The 12,871-nt window shown below is 40.0% G+C and carries 17 protein-coding genes and 1 pseudogene; 12 read left to right on the forward strand and 6 right to left on the reverse strand.

The genetic code is table 11. From position 1 onward, the window contains the following. Positions 1 to 432 precede the first annotated feature (432 nt). Positions 433 to 720, reverse strand: coding sequence for a hypothetical protein (locus S3O_RS0106950; protein ID WP_029463701.1), 288 nt, complete (start codon positions 718 to 720; stop codon positions 433 to 435). A gap of 927 nt (positions 721 to 1,647) precedes the next feature. Between S3O_RS0106950 and S3O_RS0106955 the strand changes: the two genes are divergently transcribed. The 7 genes from S3O_RS0106955 (at position 1,648) to S3O_RS18925 (ending at position 4,512) form a co-directional block, all read left to right on the forward strand. Next, complete coding sequence (locus tag S3O_RS0106955; RefSeq protein ID WP_029463702.1) at positions 1,648 to 1,845, forward strand: hypothetical protein; 198 nt, start codon at positions 1,648 to 1,650, stop codon at positions 1,843 to 1,845. Further along, positions 1,808 to 2,665 (forward strand): SGNH/GDSL hydrolase family protein, encoded by an 858-nt coding sequence (locus S3O_RS0106960; protein WP_192805909.1) that lies wholly within the window; start codon positions 1,808 to 1,810, stop codon positions 2,663 to 2,665. The genes S3O_RS0106955 and S3O_RS0106960 overlap by 38 nt, the downstream gene beginning before the upstream one ends. A 41-nt stretch (positions 2,666 to 2,706) precedes the next feature. Beyond that, positions 2,707 to 2,892 (forward strand): hypothetical protein, encoded by a 186-nt coding sequence (locus S3O_RS0106965; protein ID WP_010598365.1) that lies wholly within the window; start codon positions 2,707 to 2,709, stop codon positions 2,890 to 2,892. A gap of 41 nt (positions 2,893 to 2,933) precedes the next feature. After that, positions 2,934 to 3,194 carry a hypothetical protein gene (locus S3O_RS0106970; protein WP_156792808.1) on the forward strand — a complete coding sequence of 87 codons (261 nt, stop codon included), beginning with the start codon at positions 2,934 to 2,936 and terminating at the stop codon, positions 3,192 to 3,194. 99 nt (positions 3,195 to 3,293) lie between these two features. Next, a complete protein-coding gene (locus S3O_RS0106975) occupies positions 3,294 to 3,617 on the forward strand; it encodes a hypothetical protein (protein WP_010598367.1) in 324 nt (107 codons plus the stop codon). Between the two features lie 206 nt (positions 3,618 to 3,823). Continuing rightward, positions 3,824 to 4,198 (forward strand): FAD-binding oxidoreductase, encoded by a 375-nt coding sequence (locus S3O_RS18920; RefSeq protein ID WP_235776212.1) that lies wholly within the window; start codon positions 3,824 to 3,826, stop codon positions 4,196 to 4,198. A gap of 14 nt (positions 4,199 to 4,212) precedes the next feature. Further along, complete coding sequence (locus S3O_RS18925; protein WP_235776213.1) at positions 4,213 to 4,512, forward strand: ferredoxin reductase domain-containing protein; 300 nt, start codon at positions 4,213 to 4,215, stop codon at positions 4,510 to 4,512. A 29-nt stretch (positions 4,513 to 4,541) separates the two neighbouring features. Here the strand turns inward: S3O_RS18925 and ribH are convergent, their stop codons facing one another. The 4 genes from ribH to mpl are packed head-to-tail and all read right to left on the reverse strand — an operon-like array spanning position 4,542 to position 8,598. Then, positions 4,542 to 4,955, reverse strand: coding sequence for a 6,7-dimethyl-8-ribityllumazine synthase (gene ribH / locus S3O_RS0106985; RefSeq protein ID WP_029463704.1), 414 nt, complete (start codon positions 4,953 to 4,955; stop codon positions 4,542 to 4,544). Positions 4,956 to 5,006: 51 nt separating this feature from the next. Then, positions 5,007 to 6,128, reverse strand: a complete 1,122-nt coding sequence (gene ribB / locus S3O_RS0106990) for a 3,4-dihydroxy-2-butanone-4-phosphate synthase (RefSeq protein ID WP_010598369.1) — start codon at positions 6,126 to 6,128, stop codon at positions 5,007 to 5,009. Positions 6,129 to 6,170: 42 nt separating this feature from the next. Next, positions 6,171 to 7,241, reverse strand: a complete 1,071-nt coding sequence (gene ribD, locus S3O_RS15670) for a bifunctional diaminohydroxyphosphoribosylaminopyrimidine deaminase/5-amino-6-(5-phosphoribosylamino)uracil reductase RibD (protein ID WP_010598370.1) — start codon at positions 7,239 to 7,241, stop codon at positions 6,171 to 6,173. Continuing rightward, complete coding sequence (gene mpl, locus S3O_RS14240) at positions 7,234 to 8,598, reverse strand: UDP-N-acetylmuramate:L-alanyl-gamma-D-glutamyl-meso-diaminopimelate ligase (protein ID WP_010598371.1); 1,365 nt, start codon at positions 8,596 to 8,598, stop codon at positions 7,234 to 7,236. Before mpl ends, ribD begins: the two co-directional genes overlap by 8 nt. A gap of 187 nt (positions 8,599 to 8,785) precedes the next feature. Here mpl and S3O_RS14245 point away from each other — a divergent pair. Both S3O_RS14245 and S3O_RS0107010 read left to right on the forward strand, forming a co-directional pair. Next, a pseudogene (locus tag S3O_RS14245) lies at positions 8,786 to 9,983 on the forward strand (6-phosphofructokinase). Positions 9,984 to 10,114: 131 nt separating this feature from the next. Further along, a complete protein-coding gene (locus tag S3O_RS0107010) occupies positions 10,115 to 10,780 on the forward strand; it encodes a S24 family peptidase (protein ID WP_010598374.1) in 666 nt (221 codons plus the stop codon). A 13-nt stretch (positions 10,781 to 10,793) separates the two neighbouring features. Here the strand turns inward: S3O_RS0107010 and S3O_RS15675 are convergent, their stop codons facing one another. Next, positions 10,794 to 11,480: a 4'-phosphopantetheinyl transferase family protein gene (locus tag S3O_RS15675; protein ID WP_156792810.1), complete on the reverse strand. Its 687-nt coding sequence runs from the start codon at positions 11,478 to 11,480 to the stop codon at positions 10,794 to 10,796. Positions 11,481 to 11,980: 500 nt separating this feature from the next. Here S3O_RS15675 and S3O_RS0107020 point away from each other — a divergent pair, with 500 nt between their 5' ends. The 3 genes from S3O_RS0107020 to S3O_RS19730 are packed head-to-tail and all read left to right on the forward strand — an operon-like array spanning position 11,981 to position 12,817. After that, complete coding sequence (locus tag S3O_RS0107020; protein WP_010598376.1) at positions 11,981 to 12,265, forward strand: hypothetical protein; 285 nt, start codon at positions 11,981 to 11,983, stop codon at positions 12,263 to 12,265. Between the two features lie 28 nt (positions 12,266 to 12,293). Continuing rightward, entirely contained in the window at positions 12,294 to 12,431 is a 138-nt protein-coding gene (locus S3O_RS17390; protein ID WP_010598377.1) for a hypothetical protein, read from the forward strand. A 14-nt stretch (positions 12,432 to 12,445) separates the two neighbouring features. Next, entirely contained in the window at positions 12,446 to 12,817 is a 372-nt protein-coding gene (locus S3O_RS19730; protein WP_029463705.1) for an ATPase, T2SS/T4P/T4SS family, read from the forward strand. The last annotated feature ends 54 nt before the right edge of the window (positions 12,818 to 12,871 follow it).

The following is a 12,871-nucleotide window of genomic DNA, read 5'->3' on the forward strand; positions in this document are numbered from 1 at the left end:
TTGTGAGGAATGGTGTATACATCATTGGCTTATTCACGTGTATTTCAGTGCGTATTCATTTTATTTTATGAATATTTTCATAAAATCTCTCATTTTTTTGGTAGTTAAAGTTTTTAATCTTAGTTGTCTAGATTGAAGAACGATTTGAAGTGGTTAATGTCTCAAATCGTAAGAGAAGTAATCAAATTCAAGCCTCTTGTATTGCTTAATAATGTCATCAGAATATAAATATTTATAAATCAACTCTCCAACATTTCAAAGATAAAGTGCCACGTATTTTTCTTCCTAAAATAATACGTGACTAAGATTAATATAAGTTGAAAAATTGATTTCGGTAATCAAGTATAGCCATTAACTTTTCTGGTTTACTTTTTTTATGATTAAGAATGCCCTGAGACTCCTGAAGCAAATTGGTTGCTATGTAAAAAATTCCTAATCTTTAGACATAGTTTTACCAGTTATTCTTCCTTCAATAGATTGATGATTAGTTTGTTCTTTCTCAAATATTCCTCTTGTAGTCAAAAAATTTATTGTCATTGATGTATTAGAGTCATTTTGACTTTGTTGCCCTCTTTCTATCTTATCGAGTTGTTTTTTTACAAATCCCTGCTTGCATACCTTTTCTGCATCGTTTTCAATTTGATTTGATTCCTTTCCTTCTAGTGCATTGACTTGACTTTTTACGAATCCAAATTTACATACGTTTTCTGCGTTTTTCATATGCTCACACCTTATTTTTATAGTAAGTAAAATTTTGTTGAATGGTAACATAAACTTGAGTAAGTATAACCTTTTACATTAAATAATGTTAACTTTTTAACTTATTTCTTATATTAAATACTTACTTAAACAGCTAAATCTTATTTATAAGATAAGTGAATATTTAAAAGTAGATTTATTTCATAAGTTAGTGTGACTCGATAAGAATAACCATTCAATGGTAAAGAATAAAAATAGTATTGATCAAATATAACATTTGATGAGTCAATAATATGATTTTCTGATTAATAAATCAAAGAATAGATTTTTAGCAATAGAAGTTTCAATTTTTTAGGAAAAGACATGCTGCTTCTTCCTAAAAAATCTATCATTATATCACTCTTACATGAAAGAGGTATATAGAAACTCAATTCTCTATATTAATAAGCCTATAAATAAAATTGTGTACATACTTGTACTTAATTAAGTCGATGACCCAAGCGCTTATTAGCAAATAAGAATTAAGATATTACCTGAAATTGATTAATTTTTTAAAAAAACGAATAAAAGATATTCAGTCACGAATCATTCATGGCATAAAAAATGAAGTATGGTTGAGACTTTATTTGACTATTTTTACCAAATAAGAAAAACTATCGATTCCCTTTCTCCGTGCGATTAAATGGCTCAATCGACTTATTTGAAAGTCGATTCACAATGAAATAGGAACCGTCTGAAAGACGGTCCATTGCTATGGTTTCATCTGAACAGCAAATTATTATCTCTCATTCTATTAACTGCGTAATCAGAAAAAAACGATCCTAATTGTTGTATAGACTGATTAAGTTTAAGTTAACGAAAGAATTAGGAATGTATATTTTTATCTTGTCTTAATGATTCTTCTGGGATAAATTAAAACATTATTTTAATGAAATAATGTTTTAAGCTATGCCAAGCCATAATAAGAAAAAGCATGAAACTGAGCAATTACCTTTAGATAGCGATTCTAGCGACCTGAAAAGTAAACAACTAACACCGAGAATTACGGCAATAAAAATCGTCGGTGATAGCTTAAGTGATACCGGAAGAAAGTATAAAGAAAAATTTTTTGGTTTCATTCCTTGCTTGTCGTTGGTTTTTGCATAAATCAAACTATGGAGAGTTTACGGATGCGAATGTTTGGGCCGTTTATTTCCAAGAAAAATTAAAGAAGCTCCAAGAAGACATTCCCCGACCTAGCCGAATTATCGAAAAACCTTTAGTTGAAAACGAAGCGGAAGGCGGTGCGACGCTTAACAAGTACAGAAGTTTTCATGATTTTCTAAAGCGAATAAAATCTTTTTTTATGAGCTTTTTTCTTGGAAGTATTCAGGATCAGGTCGATTACCTTAAAAAGAATAATAAATTCACCCCTGAGGACTTAGTGATTAATTGGGGTGGAGCAAATGATCTGGTGACACTAAATAACATGGATGAAGCCTGTGTTGAGCGACTGATTAAAAGTAATCAATTGCTCATTGATAAAGTGAGTCGACCTGAATATCAATCATTATGGCTCCATAAAGATAATCATGCCCACGAATTTCTTATTTTTGAGTTGCCAGATATTAGTTGTACCCCAAGATTTGCTAATAAGTCACCAGAGGATAAAGCGAAGATTGCAGCACTTTGTAAGAGTTATAGTGAAAAAATTAAAGAATTAGCTAAAAAAAATAAATATATTGATTTTTCAAATTGTTCGATTTACTCATTGAAATCAGAGAAAGATTTTGATGTTGTGCAAGATCAAAACAATCAAGAAGCCATTGTTTTTGTTGGGGAAGGGAAAGTACGCCAAATTTATTTTATAGAAAAAGGGAAATATGTAGAGCGTGATGAGAAGCGGTTATCTGTAGAATACGTATTGAATAATAAAAAAGAACAGCAAATTTTCCTTCCAAACGAGGAAAAAAGCCGATTCATATAGAACCGAATCGCCGAGTTAAAGCGGGTCATATACTCGGAGAAGTGATTGCTAAGGCGGGTCTCAACGCCAATGTGCATACCCTAAACATTGCTGAAAAGTTTAAAGATATTCTTAATTATCCTGAGAAATATAACTTAACGGTTGGTTGTGCCATTTTGTATGCCACCGAACCGTTGACAAACGAAGAGTTGGCCGAACACTCACAGGAAAAAATGCAATTATTTTAATTCCTGATTCGAAGAAAAAGAATTGCTACAATTTGCAAATAGTGAAAGAAGGGCAATTTGTTCCAGAGGATAATTCAGTTATAAACCTTATTCTTACCCCTTTTCAAGAAGCATGGGTTGAAAAAAAATTGAGCTCGAAAAGTGATTTAAAAGTATTTCCGCTGGTTTCAGGAAAAGGTCTGCATGATGATCTAGCGACAAGTATTATTGTATATTCAATAGAAAAGTATAAAAAACATTTTAAAAAAGATCTTGTTCTAACTGGACTCCTTAGAGTTACTAAAGAAACATTATCCGACTGAACATGTTATTTTTGGGATGATTTACATCCTGCTGAATCCGTTCATAAAGTTATTGCTGAGTTGGTACTAAACTTTTTTATAGAGCATTTTCATTTGATCTTGCCTGAATCACGAGAACTCGAACAAAGTTCGTTGGAAGAAAACACCTCTGTCGCATCCAGTGTCTCTTCAGGCGAATATTTGTCCAATGAGCCTAAACTGGATACAGTGGACATCAATCCATCAAAACAGCAACAGCAAGAAGGTGCATCCATAACTACTGTGCAGGTTTTAGCAGAGCGAAAGCTGGAAGATAACGGATCGCGCGTCTCTTCTAGCAGCGCTTCTTTTTGGTCACTACCCGATTCTCTGAAGCCCACACAGGAGAAGGAAAAATCTGTCGATAATCGGACCAATGAATATCCTATCGGCAGATGTTTTTAAAACAAAGTGGTTTCTCTGAAAAACTATTGATTTAAGCGTAATAAAATCAGTGTAATCGTTGAAGAATTTAGCAAAAATTAGTGTAATCCTGTATTTTCTAGCGTAAATTTTTTGACGAAAGCCTTTTAGCTGATTAGACTAGCTCGATTATGAATAGAAAAGAATTTATATTGACTTTCGAAGAGAGTCATAACATTGCCCCAGCAGTGAAACATTTTCGATTTCGTCGGAAAGAAGGCGAGGCATTTGCTTTTATCCCTGGACAATTTATCACCTTGCATATTCCGACCGCACAAAAAGTGTTACGGCGAAGCTATAGTATTGCTAATAGTACACATCAACCCAGCGACCAAATTGAGTTTGCGGCGTCTTATGTTCCGCAAGGTGCGGCCAGTGAGTTACTTTTTGGTTTGCAAAAAGGCGAGTCGATTAAAGCGACCGGGCCTTTTGGGCGTTTAATTTTACGTGATGAACAACCACAACGATATATTTTTGTGGCCACCGGCACCGGGGTGACGCCTTATCGAAGTATGCTGTCTGAATTGGCCGAACGCTTGTCAAAACGCCAAATTTTAAGGTAGTCTTATTACTCGGCGTGCGTGTCGCCGATGATTTGTTATATCGAGATGAGTTTCTAGCGTTTGCTGCTCAGCACCCATGGTTTGAATTTCGCGCCTATTACAGCCGCGTCCCGCTAGAGAATCTTTTAGCAAAACACGAGCATCGTGGTTATGTGGGCAATGCGTTTGCAGAGTTAATACCGAATCCTGAGCAAGATATTGTTTACTTGTGCGGGAATCCAAATATGGTCGATGAAGTATTTACTTTGTTGATAGCCCAACATCATTTTCCTTCAGAAGCCATTCGCCGCGAAAAATATATTTCTTCAAATTAAGGGAAGTTTTTTCCCTTAATTTTTATTTTCTAGCCGCGAATTTGTGACAAAATCGAAATCATTTCTAAAGCAACGTTTACTGCTTCGGCACCCTTGTTTATTCTAGCAAACGCTTGTTCTTCATTCTCAGTGGCCGGAATTTTTTGTTGTAAAGCAATTTGTTGACACGCATCGCTGACTTGTTGGCAAACATAATCATAATGACTGGTTTCACCACGAATCACAGCACCTAAACAAATTAGGGCATGATACCTGCCTGTTAAAGCAAGTTGTTGCGCCGTGATTCCTATTTCAATTGCGCCCGGCACACGTACCAGGGTGAGCCAGCCGTTTGGAAACTGCAGTTCAGTTAAGCGCGCTTGCGCAGAGTGTAACAAGGCTTCGGTAATTTCTTCGTTAAAACGACTGACTACTATCGCTAAATGACAAGGAGATTGGCGCATTGAAAAATCAATGGCTTGACTTTTAATTTCTAACAGAGTGTTCATAATGACCTATTGATCGAGTAAATGTCCCAGCTTTTCTTTTTTGGTTTTTAAATATGCACAATTTGTTGGATTTGGCTGTGCGATAAGTGGGACTCGTTCGGCAACGACAATGCCTTGTTGCGTTAAATCGGCTATTTTTTGTGGGTTATTCGTCATCAGACGGATGTTTAGGAGATTTAATTTGCGAAGAATCTGTGCGCCAATCCAATAATCTCGTTCGTCACTCCCAAAACCTAAACGTTGATTCGCTTCGACCGTATCGAGTCCTTGATCTTGCAGAGCATACGCTTTGAGTTTATTGACCAAACCAATTCCACCACAGCGTGCTGAACCAAAAATATCGCCGGTAAAGCATTCAGAATGCAGGCGAACTAAAGGCGGTTGATTCGGATCACGCAGAATCGGGTTGCTGATCGCTAAGTGATGATGTTGATCTAACGAACTTTGAAATAATTGTAGCGTTAAATCACCGTACGTTTCGGTGGGCAAAGGAATGCCTGCCACTTCCTCGACAAGTGATTCGTGTTTCAGACGATAATTAATTAAATCACGAATTGATAATAGACAGAGTTGATGTTGTTCTGCAAAGCGTTGTAGTTCCGCAAAGCGCGCCATCGTTCCATCTGGATTCATAATTTCACAAATCACCGCAGCGGGCCTTAATCCGGCTAAACGGGCTAAATCGGTGCCACCTTCCGTTTGCCCCATCCTTTGCAATACCCCGCCTTTGCGGGCGCGTAATGGGAAAATATGGCCTGGTCTGACGAGATCTTCGGCGGTACTATTTGGGTCAACGGCAACTTGGATGGTTTTGGCGCGGTCGGCTGCAGAAATGCCGGTGGTAACGCCACGTGCCGCTTCAATTGAGACAGTAAATGCCGTTTTAAAGGGGTTTGTGGAGGATTCGACCATCATTGGCAACTGTAGACGTGCAATGTCTTGTTCAGTCAACGCCAAGCAAATCAAGCCACGTGCATGTTGAGCCATGAAATTAATCGCTTCTGGAGTGACTTTCTCTGCGGCAAGCACTAAATCCCCTTCATTTTCACGATTTTCATGGTCGAATAAGATAATCATCTTCCCTTGACGGAGATCCTCTAATGCACGTTGTATCGTAATTTGACTCATGTTTTTATCATTATCTGGGAATAGAGACGGCTCATTATACCCTTATTTGGATGGAAGCGGCCAATCAAACGTAAAGCAAACATCGTGGCCGAACACGTCAGGAGGCCGCGACAGTTGTGCTCGATCGAAAAGTGGTTGTTCAAAGGCCGTTTGGGCGGTCGATCCTAAGCAAAGGGGTGCGACATAAACTAATGCGCGTTGGAGGAGATTCGCCTGAGCGAGTTGAGTAAAGCAGCGTGCGCCACTTTCAACCCATAAATCGTGGTGCCCATCGCGTCCAATTTGCTGTAAAACGCAGAGGAGTTTTAATCCTGTGTCATCATCAGGAATTGGAATCAGGCGGACCCCTTTTTGTAAATAGGTTGTTTTTTTCGCTGCAGGGAGATCCGCTTGATGAAAAAGCGTCACCTGTTTTGCAGTACGGAAAATTTGTGCGGACAACGGAACGGTGAGTAATCGATCTAACACATAAAGCGGTTTACTCTGCACCAGAGTGCCGAGTCGAATATTCATCTTTGGATCATCGGCCAAAATCGTGCGCGCGGTAGTGAATAAGGCGTCTGCCTGTTGGCGTTGCTGATGGGTAAATTGTGCGGCTTCTGGTCCGGTTAAGTGGGTTCGCTCTCCTGGCCGGAGCGTTATTTTTCCATCTAGGCTTAAAGCGATTTTAGCGGTGACCCAAGCGTAGCTGGCGTAGAATGCATGGATTTCAGGGAGTGGGTGATAAATACAGGGAATACCAGCTTGTTGTAAAATGGCATCGGCGGTTGTCCCGACAGCGGGATTTGGATCTTGAAAGGCATACACCACCTGAGCTAATTTTTTATCAATAATCAGCTGTGTGCAAGGAGGCGTTTTTTTATTGGTATGACAGCACGGTTGCAAGGTGATATACAATGTTGCCCCTTGAGTTTGTTCTAAGGTTAAAGACCCTAACGCCACGGCTTCAGCATGCGGTGAGCCACTCCCTTGGTGCGCACCTTCAGCAATGAGTTGCCCCTTCTGAACGAGCACCGCCCCGACACAGGGATTCGGCGCGCAAAAACCACGGTGGACGCGTGCTAAAGCGAGTGCCCGGCGCAGGACTTGATCTGGACTGAATGGTTTAGACACGCAATGGGCACCCGTTTAAATTATCAACTAATGCTTTGTGCACCGCATCCAAGCTTTGATTGCTCATAATGACAATATAATCGCCGGGTTGCGCTGTTTCGGCGAGCTGTTTGGTTAACATGGCAATCGAGTCAGCGATGTGAATGGGAATAGAAGTTTGTTCTAAACATAAGTCAATCTCCCAATCCGATTGGGGACTCAGAATCCACACGTGGTCAGCAATTTGTAAAGCCGGTCTGAGCGTGGCACGATGCTGGTGACTACGCATGGTATGTGTCCCACACTGTAATAAAACTAAGATCCTGTTTTGTGGACCGATATGTTGACGTAGACCGGCTAAAGTCGTTCGAATCGCCGTGGGATGGTGCGCAAAATCATCATAAATATGAATGTCTCGAATGGTTATGTAGTGCTCAAGACGACGTTTTACGCCCTGAAAGCGACTTAACGCAGAGATTGCTTGTTCAGAGGAGAGTCCAAGATGCTGCGCGGCCGCCAACGCCGATAATGCATTTGCCACATTGTGTTCACCTAATAGTGGCCAGTGAACCGTGCCTTGATACTTATTTTGATAGAATACTTGAAATTGACGACCATCTGCGTGGTCACATTGTGCAGACCACTCTGCCTCCGCGCCGATACGTGTCCAGGGTGTCCAACAGCCCTTGGCGAATACCGTGTCTAAATTGGGTTCGTTTTGCGGGGCAATCACAAATCCAGCGCTGGGAACGGTGCGCAGCAAATAAGAAAATTGTAATTGAATCGCTACCAAATCGGGAAAGATATCTGCATGATCGAACTCAAGATTGGTCAAAATGAGGCCATAAGGACGGTAATGCATAAATTTAGGGCGTTTATCGAAAAAAGCCGTGTCGTATTCATCCGCTTCGACGACAAAATATTCTTGGCCTAAACGAGCCGATTGTTCAAAATTTGCCGGAATCCCACCAATCAGAAAACCTGGATTTAAGCCTGCTGCTTCGAGTATCCAGCTTAATAAACTGGTAACCGTTGTTTTACCGTGTGTGCCGGCGATGGCAATGACACGACGACCCGGTAAAATCTCAGAGGCTAACCAAGCCGGCCCAGAAGTATAGGGAATCCCTGCATTGAGAACGGCTTCCACACACGGATCCCCTCGTTTTAATGCATTACCAATAATGACGTGATCCGGACGAGGATGGAGAAAAGAAAGATCGTCATAGCCTTGGGTAAAGGCAATGTTTCGCGCTGCGAGGAAATCACTCATCGGCGGATAACTTTGGCGATCCGAGCCGGAAACGTGAAACCCTTTAGTCTTGTGCAAGGGCCGCGATTCCCGCCATAAAGGTGCCGCAAATCCCGAGTATATGAACATGTTGCATAATGAATCCTAAACTCGTCCGAGAAAATAAATGATTAATATCTTATTTGATAAAAAGGTTTACTGATAGCAATTTAGGGTTGAAACTTTTCGAAATAAATGGCAGTTTCTTTTTGTGCTCTAAAATTTACGTCAATAAAATAACCGATTTTTATCTTATTCGCCAATCTGAGGAAGATTCATGTCAAATAAAAACGCGTTTTATGCCCAATCGGGTGGTGTCACCGCAGTGATTAATGCAACCGCTTGTGGTGTCATTGAAACGGCACGTCGGAATAAACAGCATATCGCAAAAGTCTATGCCGGTTGTCATGGTATTTTGGGGGCATTAAATGAAGAGTTAATTGATACTAGTTTAGAAACCCCAAAAACGATTGCTCAGTTGCGTTTTAGTCCAGGAGGTGCGTTTGGTTCTTGTCGCTACAAATTAAAAAGCGTTGCAGACAATCAGGCCGAGTATCAACGATTACTTGAGGTATTTAAAGCACATAACATCGGTTATTTTTTTTATAATGGCGGCGGCGATTCGCAAGATACCACCCATAAACTTGAAGTATTTAGTAAAAAACAAGGATATCCGCTGACTTGCATTGGTTTACCGAAAACGATCGATAATGATTTGCCTTTTACGGATAATTCACCGGGTTTTGGTTCGGTTGCAAAATATGTTGCGATTTCAACGCGTGAAGCCGGGTTAGATGTCGCTTCGATGGCGGCTTCTTCAACGAAGGTTTTTATCATGGAAGTGATGGGACGGCATACCGGGTGGATTGCTGCCGCCAGTGGTTTAGCAACGGAAACGAAAGGCCAGCCTCCGCATATCATTTTATTTCCCGAAATTGTTTTTCAAGAGGACGTTTTTTTGGCGCGTGTTGAACAAACAGTGGCTCGTTATGGCTATTGTGTGATTGTGCTGGCAGAAGGAATTCGTAACAGCGAACAGCAATTTTTGGCTGAAACCGGCGGGATCGATGCCTTTGGAAATAAGCAACTAGGCGGTGCTGCCCCGGTGATTGCACAAAAAATTAAGGAGAAACTCGGGTTTAAATACCATTGGGCATTACCCGATTATTTACAGCGTTGAATGGGCGATTCGTGGTAAAAGCGGGGTGATGCCGATCATTGTACGTAAACCGACGAAGCGTTATCAATGGACAATTGGTGAGGCTTCTTTATCCGCGGTGGCCAATCAAGAAAAAAAATTACCGCGTCATTTTATAAGTGCCGATGGCTTTCATATTACGGCTCGTTGTCGAGAATACCTTCTCCCCCTGATTCAAGGCGAAAGTTATCCGAGCTATCATGGTGGATTGCCACGATACGTTCAGCTTAAAGGGGTTAAGGTACGTAAAAAACTCGATAAAACTCTATTTAGATAAAAAATATTATTTACCTAAAAAGGTAATAAATAATAAGTAAATAATTACTTTATTTGACATTTCTTTAAGGAGATTCTGAGTATAATTTTACTTACTCGGTCATAACAATAATACTCGGTTAAAGCTTTAGAATGAATGTAAAAGATATTAGACGTAAAAATTTGCGTAACCTGGCTCGTACCGTAGGTGGGATTACGGATTTATCCGAACGGTTAGACCGTTCGCAAAGTCAAATTAGCCACTTAATTGGCAATAGCCCAATTAAAAATATTGGCGATCGACTCGCGAGCCATATTGAGCAGGTGTTTAACAAACCACATGGGTGGCTTGATCACGAACATTTAAGTGAAGAAGAAGAGGGTTTATATCGCTCTAATGGCGCGGCACCGCTTTACTATCAGGCCCCGTTGCTGAGTCCACATGAGATTAAGGAGCGTTTTATTAACTTAACACCCATGATAAATAAAACCTATGCCAATTACGTGATTACAAATGTTTGTTTGAGTCCCGATGCGTTTGCAATTCGCGTCGAAAATGATTGTATGGAAGCGGCTCAGGGCCTCAGTTTTTCAAAAAACTCGATTATTGTATTGGATACCGATTGTGTGCCACATAATGGCGATTTTATTTTTGCGCGTGTCCGGCAAGGTTCGGGTGTCAGTTTGCTTTTTAGACAGCTTATTTTTGATGGGAATAAACGTTATTTAAAAGCCTTAAACCTCCATTATCCTTTACTTGAGATGCAGCCAGACGATAGAACTGTCGTTCGTTTTATGATGATGGAGTTTGTTAAATAAACAGTGTGTTTATTTAAGTCATTTCTCGAATGAGAAGTGGGGTCGCAGAGGGGTCATACGCTTCAATTGCGGCCGCGGCGGCAAAATCGGCATGTAATGTAAGCGGCACAATAGTGAATTTTTTATTTAACTCAGTTACGTTGAGTGAGGGAACAGAATACTCCGATCCTGAAGGAGAGAGTAAAGATTGACCGCGCGCTTTAATTGCCGCCTCATGGGCAACCCAGCAATCGAAAAAAAAGTTTAATTTTTCCTGACCTGTTTTTATCGTAAATTGTTGATAATCTGTACGTGACAAACAGCGCGCGGCTATTTTTTCAATCCATTTTCGGGGAGATTTATATTCAATATCAATACCAACTTGACGTTCCCATGCAAAAATAAAGGCTGTTTTATTTTTAGAGTGAGAAAGATTGAAGGTTAATAACGATTTTTTTGTCCCGCCTAATAATGGTTTGCCACTTGCAGTGTTTGTCAAAACAATTGATTCAGGCTTCTGACCCAGATAGTCGGCAAGCTGTTGACGTAATAAACCACGACTGACAATAAACAAGGGGCGTTGTTGCTCAATTAAACGTAAAGCCCGTTCTTTTTCTAACGCCGAGAGCCAGGCCCAATAACGTGTCAAATGATGAGTATGTGTTTCTAAGTCAGCATACCGAATGTGGATAGTTTGACCTAAGTTATTTTGTTTAAGCATCTTATCAGCATTGATTTTATGTTTATTCACCAAGAGGGAGAGTATTCTTTAAAATATCAGTGAAGTCAAAGTGTAGAGAAGGGGAGGTGGTAATTTAGCGGTGGATTGAAAAACAATTCATGCCTCAAGGCGAGCGAAGAGGGAATGAGAAAATAAGCCAAAAGACTAAAAAATAAAAAACCTTACTGACTTATGTATTCGTATCAACCACTGTTTGGTTATGGTGTCGTTACCGTCAGACCGCTTTCACCACCAACAAGAAGCAGAATAACACGACTTACACGCAAACTCCGGAAAATACGATACATGGTAATCTTTATGAGATAAGTATGTATTCTTATGCTTTTTTTTCTTACCATAAAGAGTACATCAGTAAGGTGTTCGTAATAATTTCCTGAAACAAGATTATTTTAAACATTAAAAATTTAATGTGTCAATGCATTTTTTGGAAAATTACGTTAGAATCATTTTTTACCTAGCACTAAGGAAAGAGAGGCGAAGTGGAAAATACAATTATTAAACAGTTAAGTCATTCTTTACTCCAAACTAAGCAAATCACGGAAGAGCAATTACATCGATCGTTACTGGAAGCGAAGCGCCAGCAAATTTCATGGGTTCGTGCGCTTTTACAAGAAACGAGTGTCGATCCGCTTTACTTAATGTCACAGTTAGCACAGAGATTGTGTTTATCTTTTATTGACTTAGACACGATCGAAACGGTGCCGGCGTTACTTCAGAAGTTTGATCTGGATTTCTTACAAAGATGGCAAATCCTTCCCTTGTAGGGAAAAAAACCAAAAATTAGGTGTAGCGATGTTCGATCCAACCGATCAGCTGGCGCTCGATAGTTTGCGTTTTTATACAGGATGTGTGATCGAAAAAATTTTAGTTGAACCGAAAAAATTAAAAATTATCTTGCTAAACTGGCTCAGTCCTCTTTCGGGGCGTTGACCGAGTCAGACCAGATGAGTTTGTGTCAATATCCATCGTCTCCTGAAGGTGCTTATCAAGCTTTTATGCAAGTGCATCGTACGTTAGTCGCGGAGATTGAAAATGAAATGGTCGTGATTGAATATGTACAACGCTTGTTACAATACGCGATTGAACGGCAGGCGTCTGATATTCATCTTGAACCGTTTGCGTCACAAGTAAACATTCGCTTTCGAATTGATGGTTTTCTTTATCCAGTTGTGGAGTTGGCACGCCAATTTGCACCGCGGCTGATTACACGTTTAAAAATTCTTTCTCAACTCGATATTGCTGAACGACGTTTACCACAAGACGGTCGTTTTCAATTGATGAGTCTCAAAAAATCAACGCGTGGATTGTCGCCTTAATACCTGTCCCATGCTGCAAGGTGAAAAAGTAGTCATTCGAATTTTAGATAATCA

The sequence above is a fragment of the Rickettsiella massiliensis 20B genome (assembly GCF_000257395.1).
Taxonomy (GTDB): Bacteria; Pseudomonadota; Gammaproteobacteria; order Diplorickettsiales; family Diplorickettsiaceae; genus Diplorickettsia; species Diplorickettsia massiliensis.

Excerpts from the sequence above, each read along its gene's own strand:
- S3O_RS0106950 (WP_029463701.1), bottom strand. The coding sequence starts at position 720 with ATGAAAAACGCAGAAAACGTATGTAAATTTGGATTCGTAAAAAGTCAA.
- S3O_RS0106955 (WP_029463702.1), top strand. The coding sequence starts at position 1,648 with ATGCCAAGCCATAATAAGAAAAAGCATGAAACTGAGCAATTACCTTTA.
- ribH (WP_029463704.1), bottom strand. The coding sequence starts at position 4,955 with ATGCGCCAATCTCCTTGTCATTTAGCGATAGTAGTCAGTCGTTTTAAC.
- ribB (WP_010598369.1), bottom strand. The coding sequence starts at position 6,128 with ATGAGTCAAATTACGATACAACGTGCATTAGAGGATCTCCGTCAAGGG.
- mpl (WP_010598371.1), bottom strand. The coding sequence starts at position 8,598 with ATGTTCATATACTCGGGATTTGCGGCACCTTTATGGCGGGAATCGCGG.
- S3O_RS0107010 (WP_010598374.1), top strand. The coding sequence starts at position 10,115 with ATGAATGTAAAAGATATTAGACGTAAAAATTTGCGTAACCTGGCTCGT.
- S3O_RS15675 (WP_156792810.1), bottom strand. The coding sequence starts at position 11,480 with ATGCTTAAACAAAATAACTTAGGTCAAACTATCCACATTCGGTATGCT.
- S3O_RS17390 (WP_010598377.1), top strand. The coding sequence starts at position 12,294 with ATGTTCGATCCAACCGATCAGCTGGCGCTCGATAGTTTGCGTTTTTAT.
- S3O_RS19730 (WP_029463705.1), top strand. The coding sequence starts at position 12,446 with ATGAGTTTGTGTCAATATCCATCGTCTCCTGAAGGTGCTTATCAAGCT.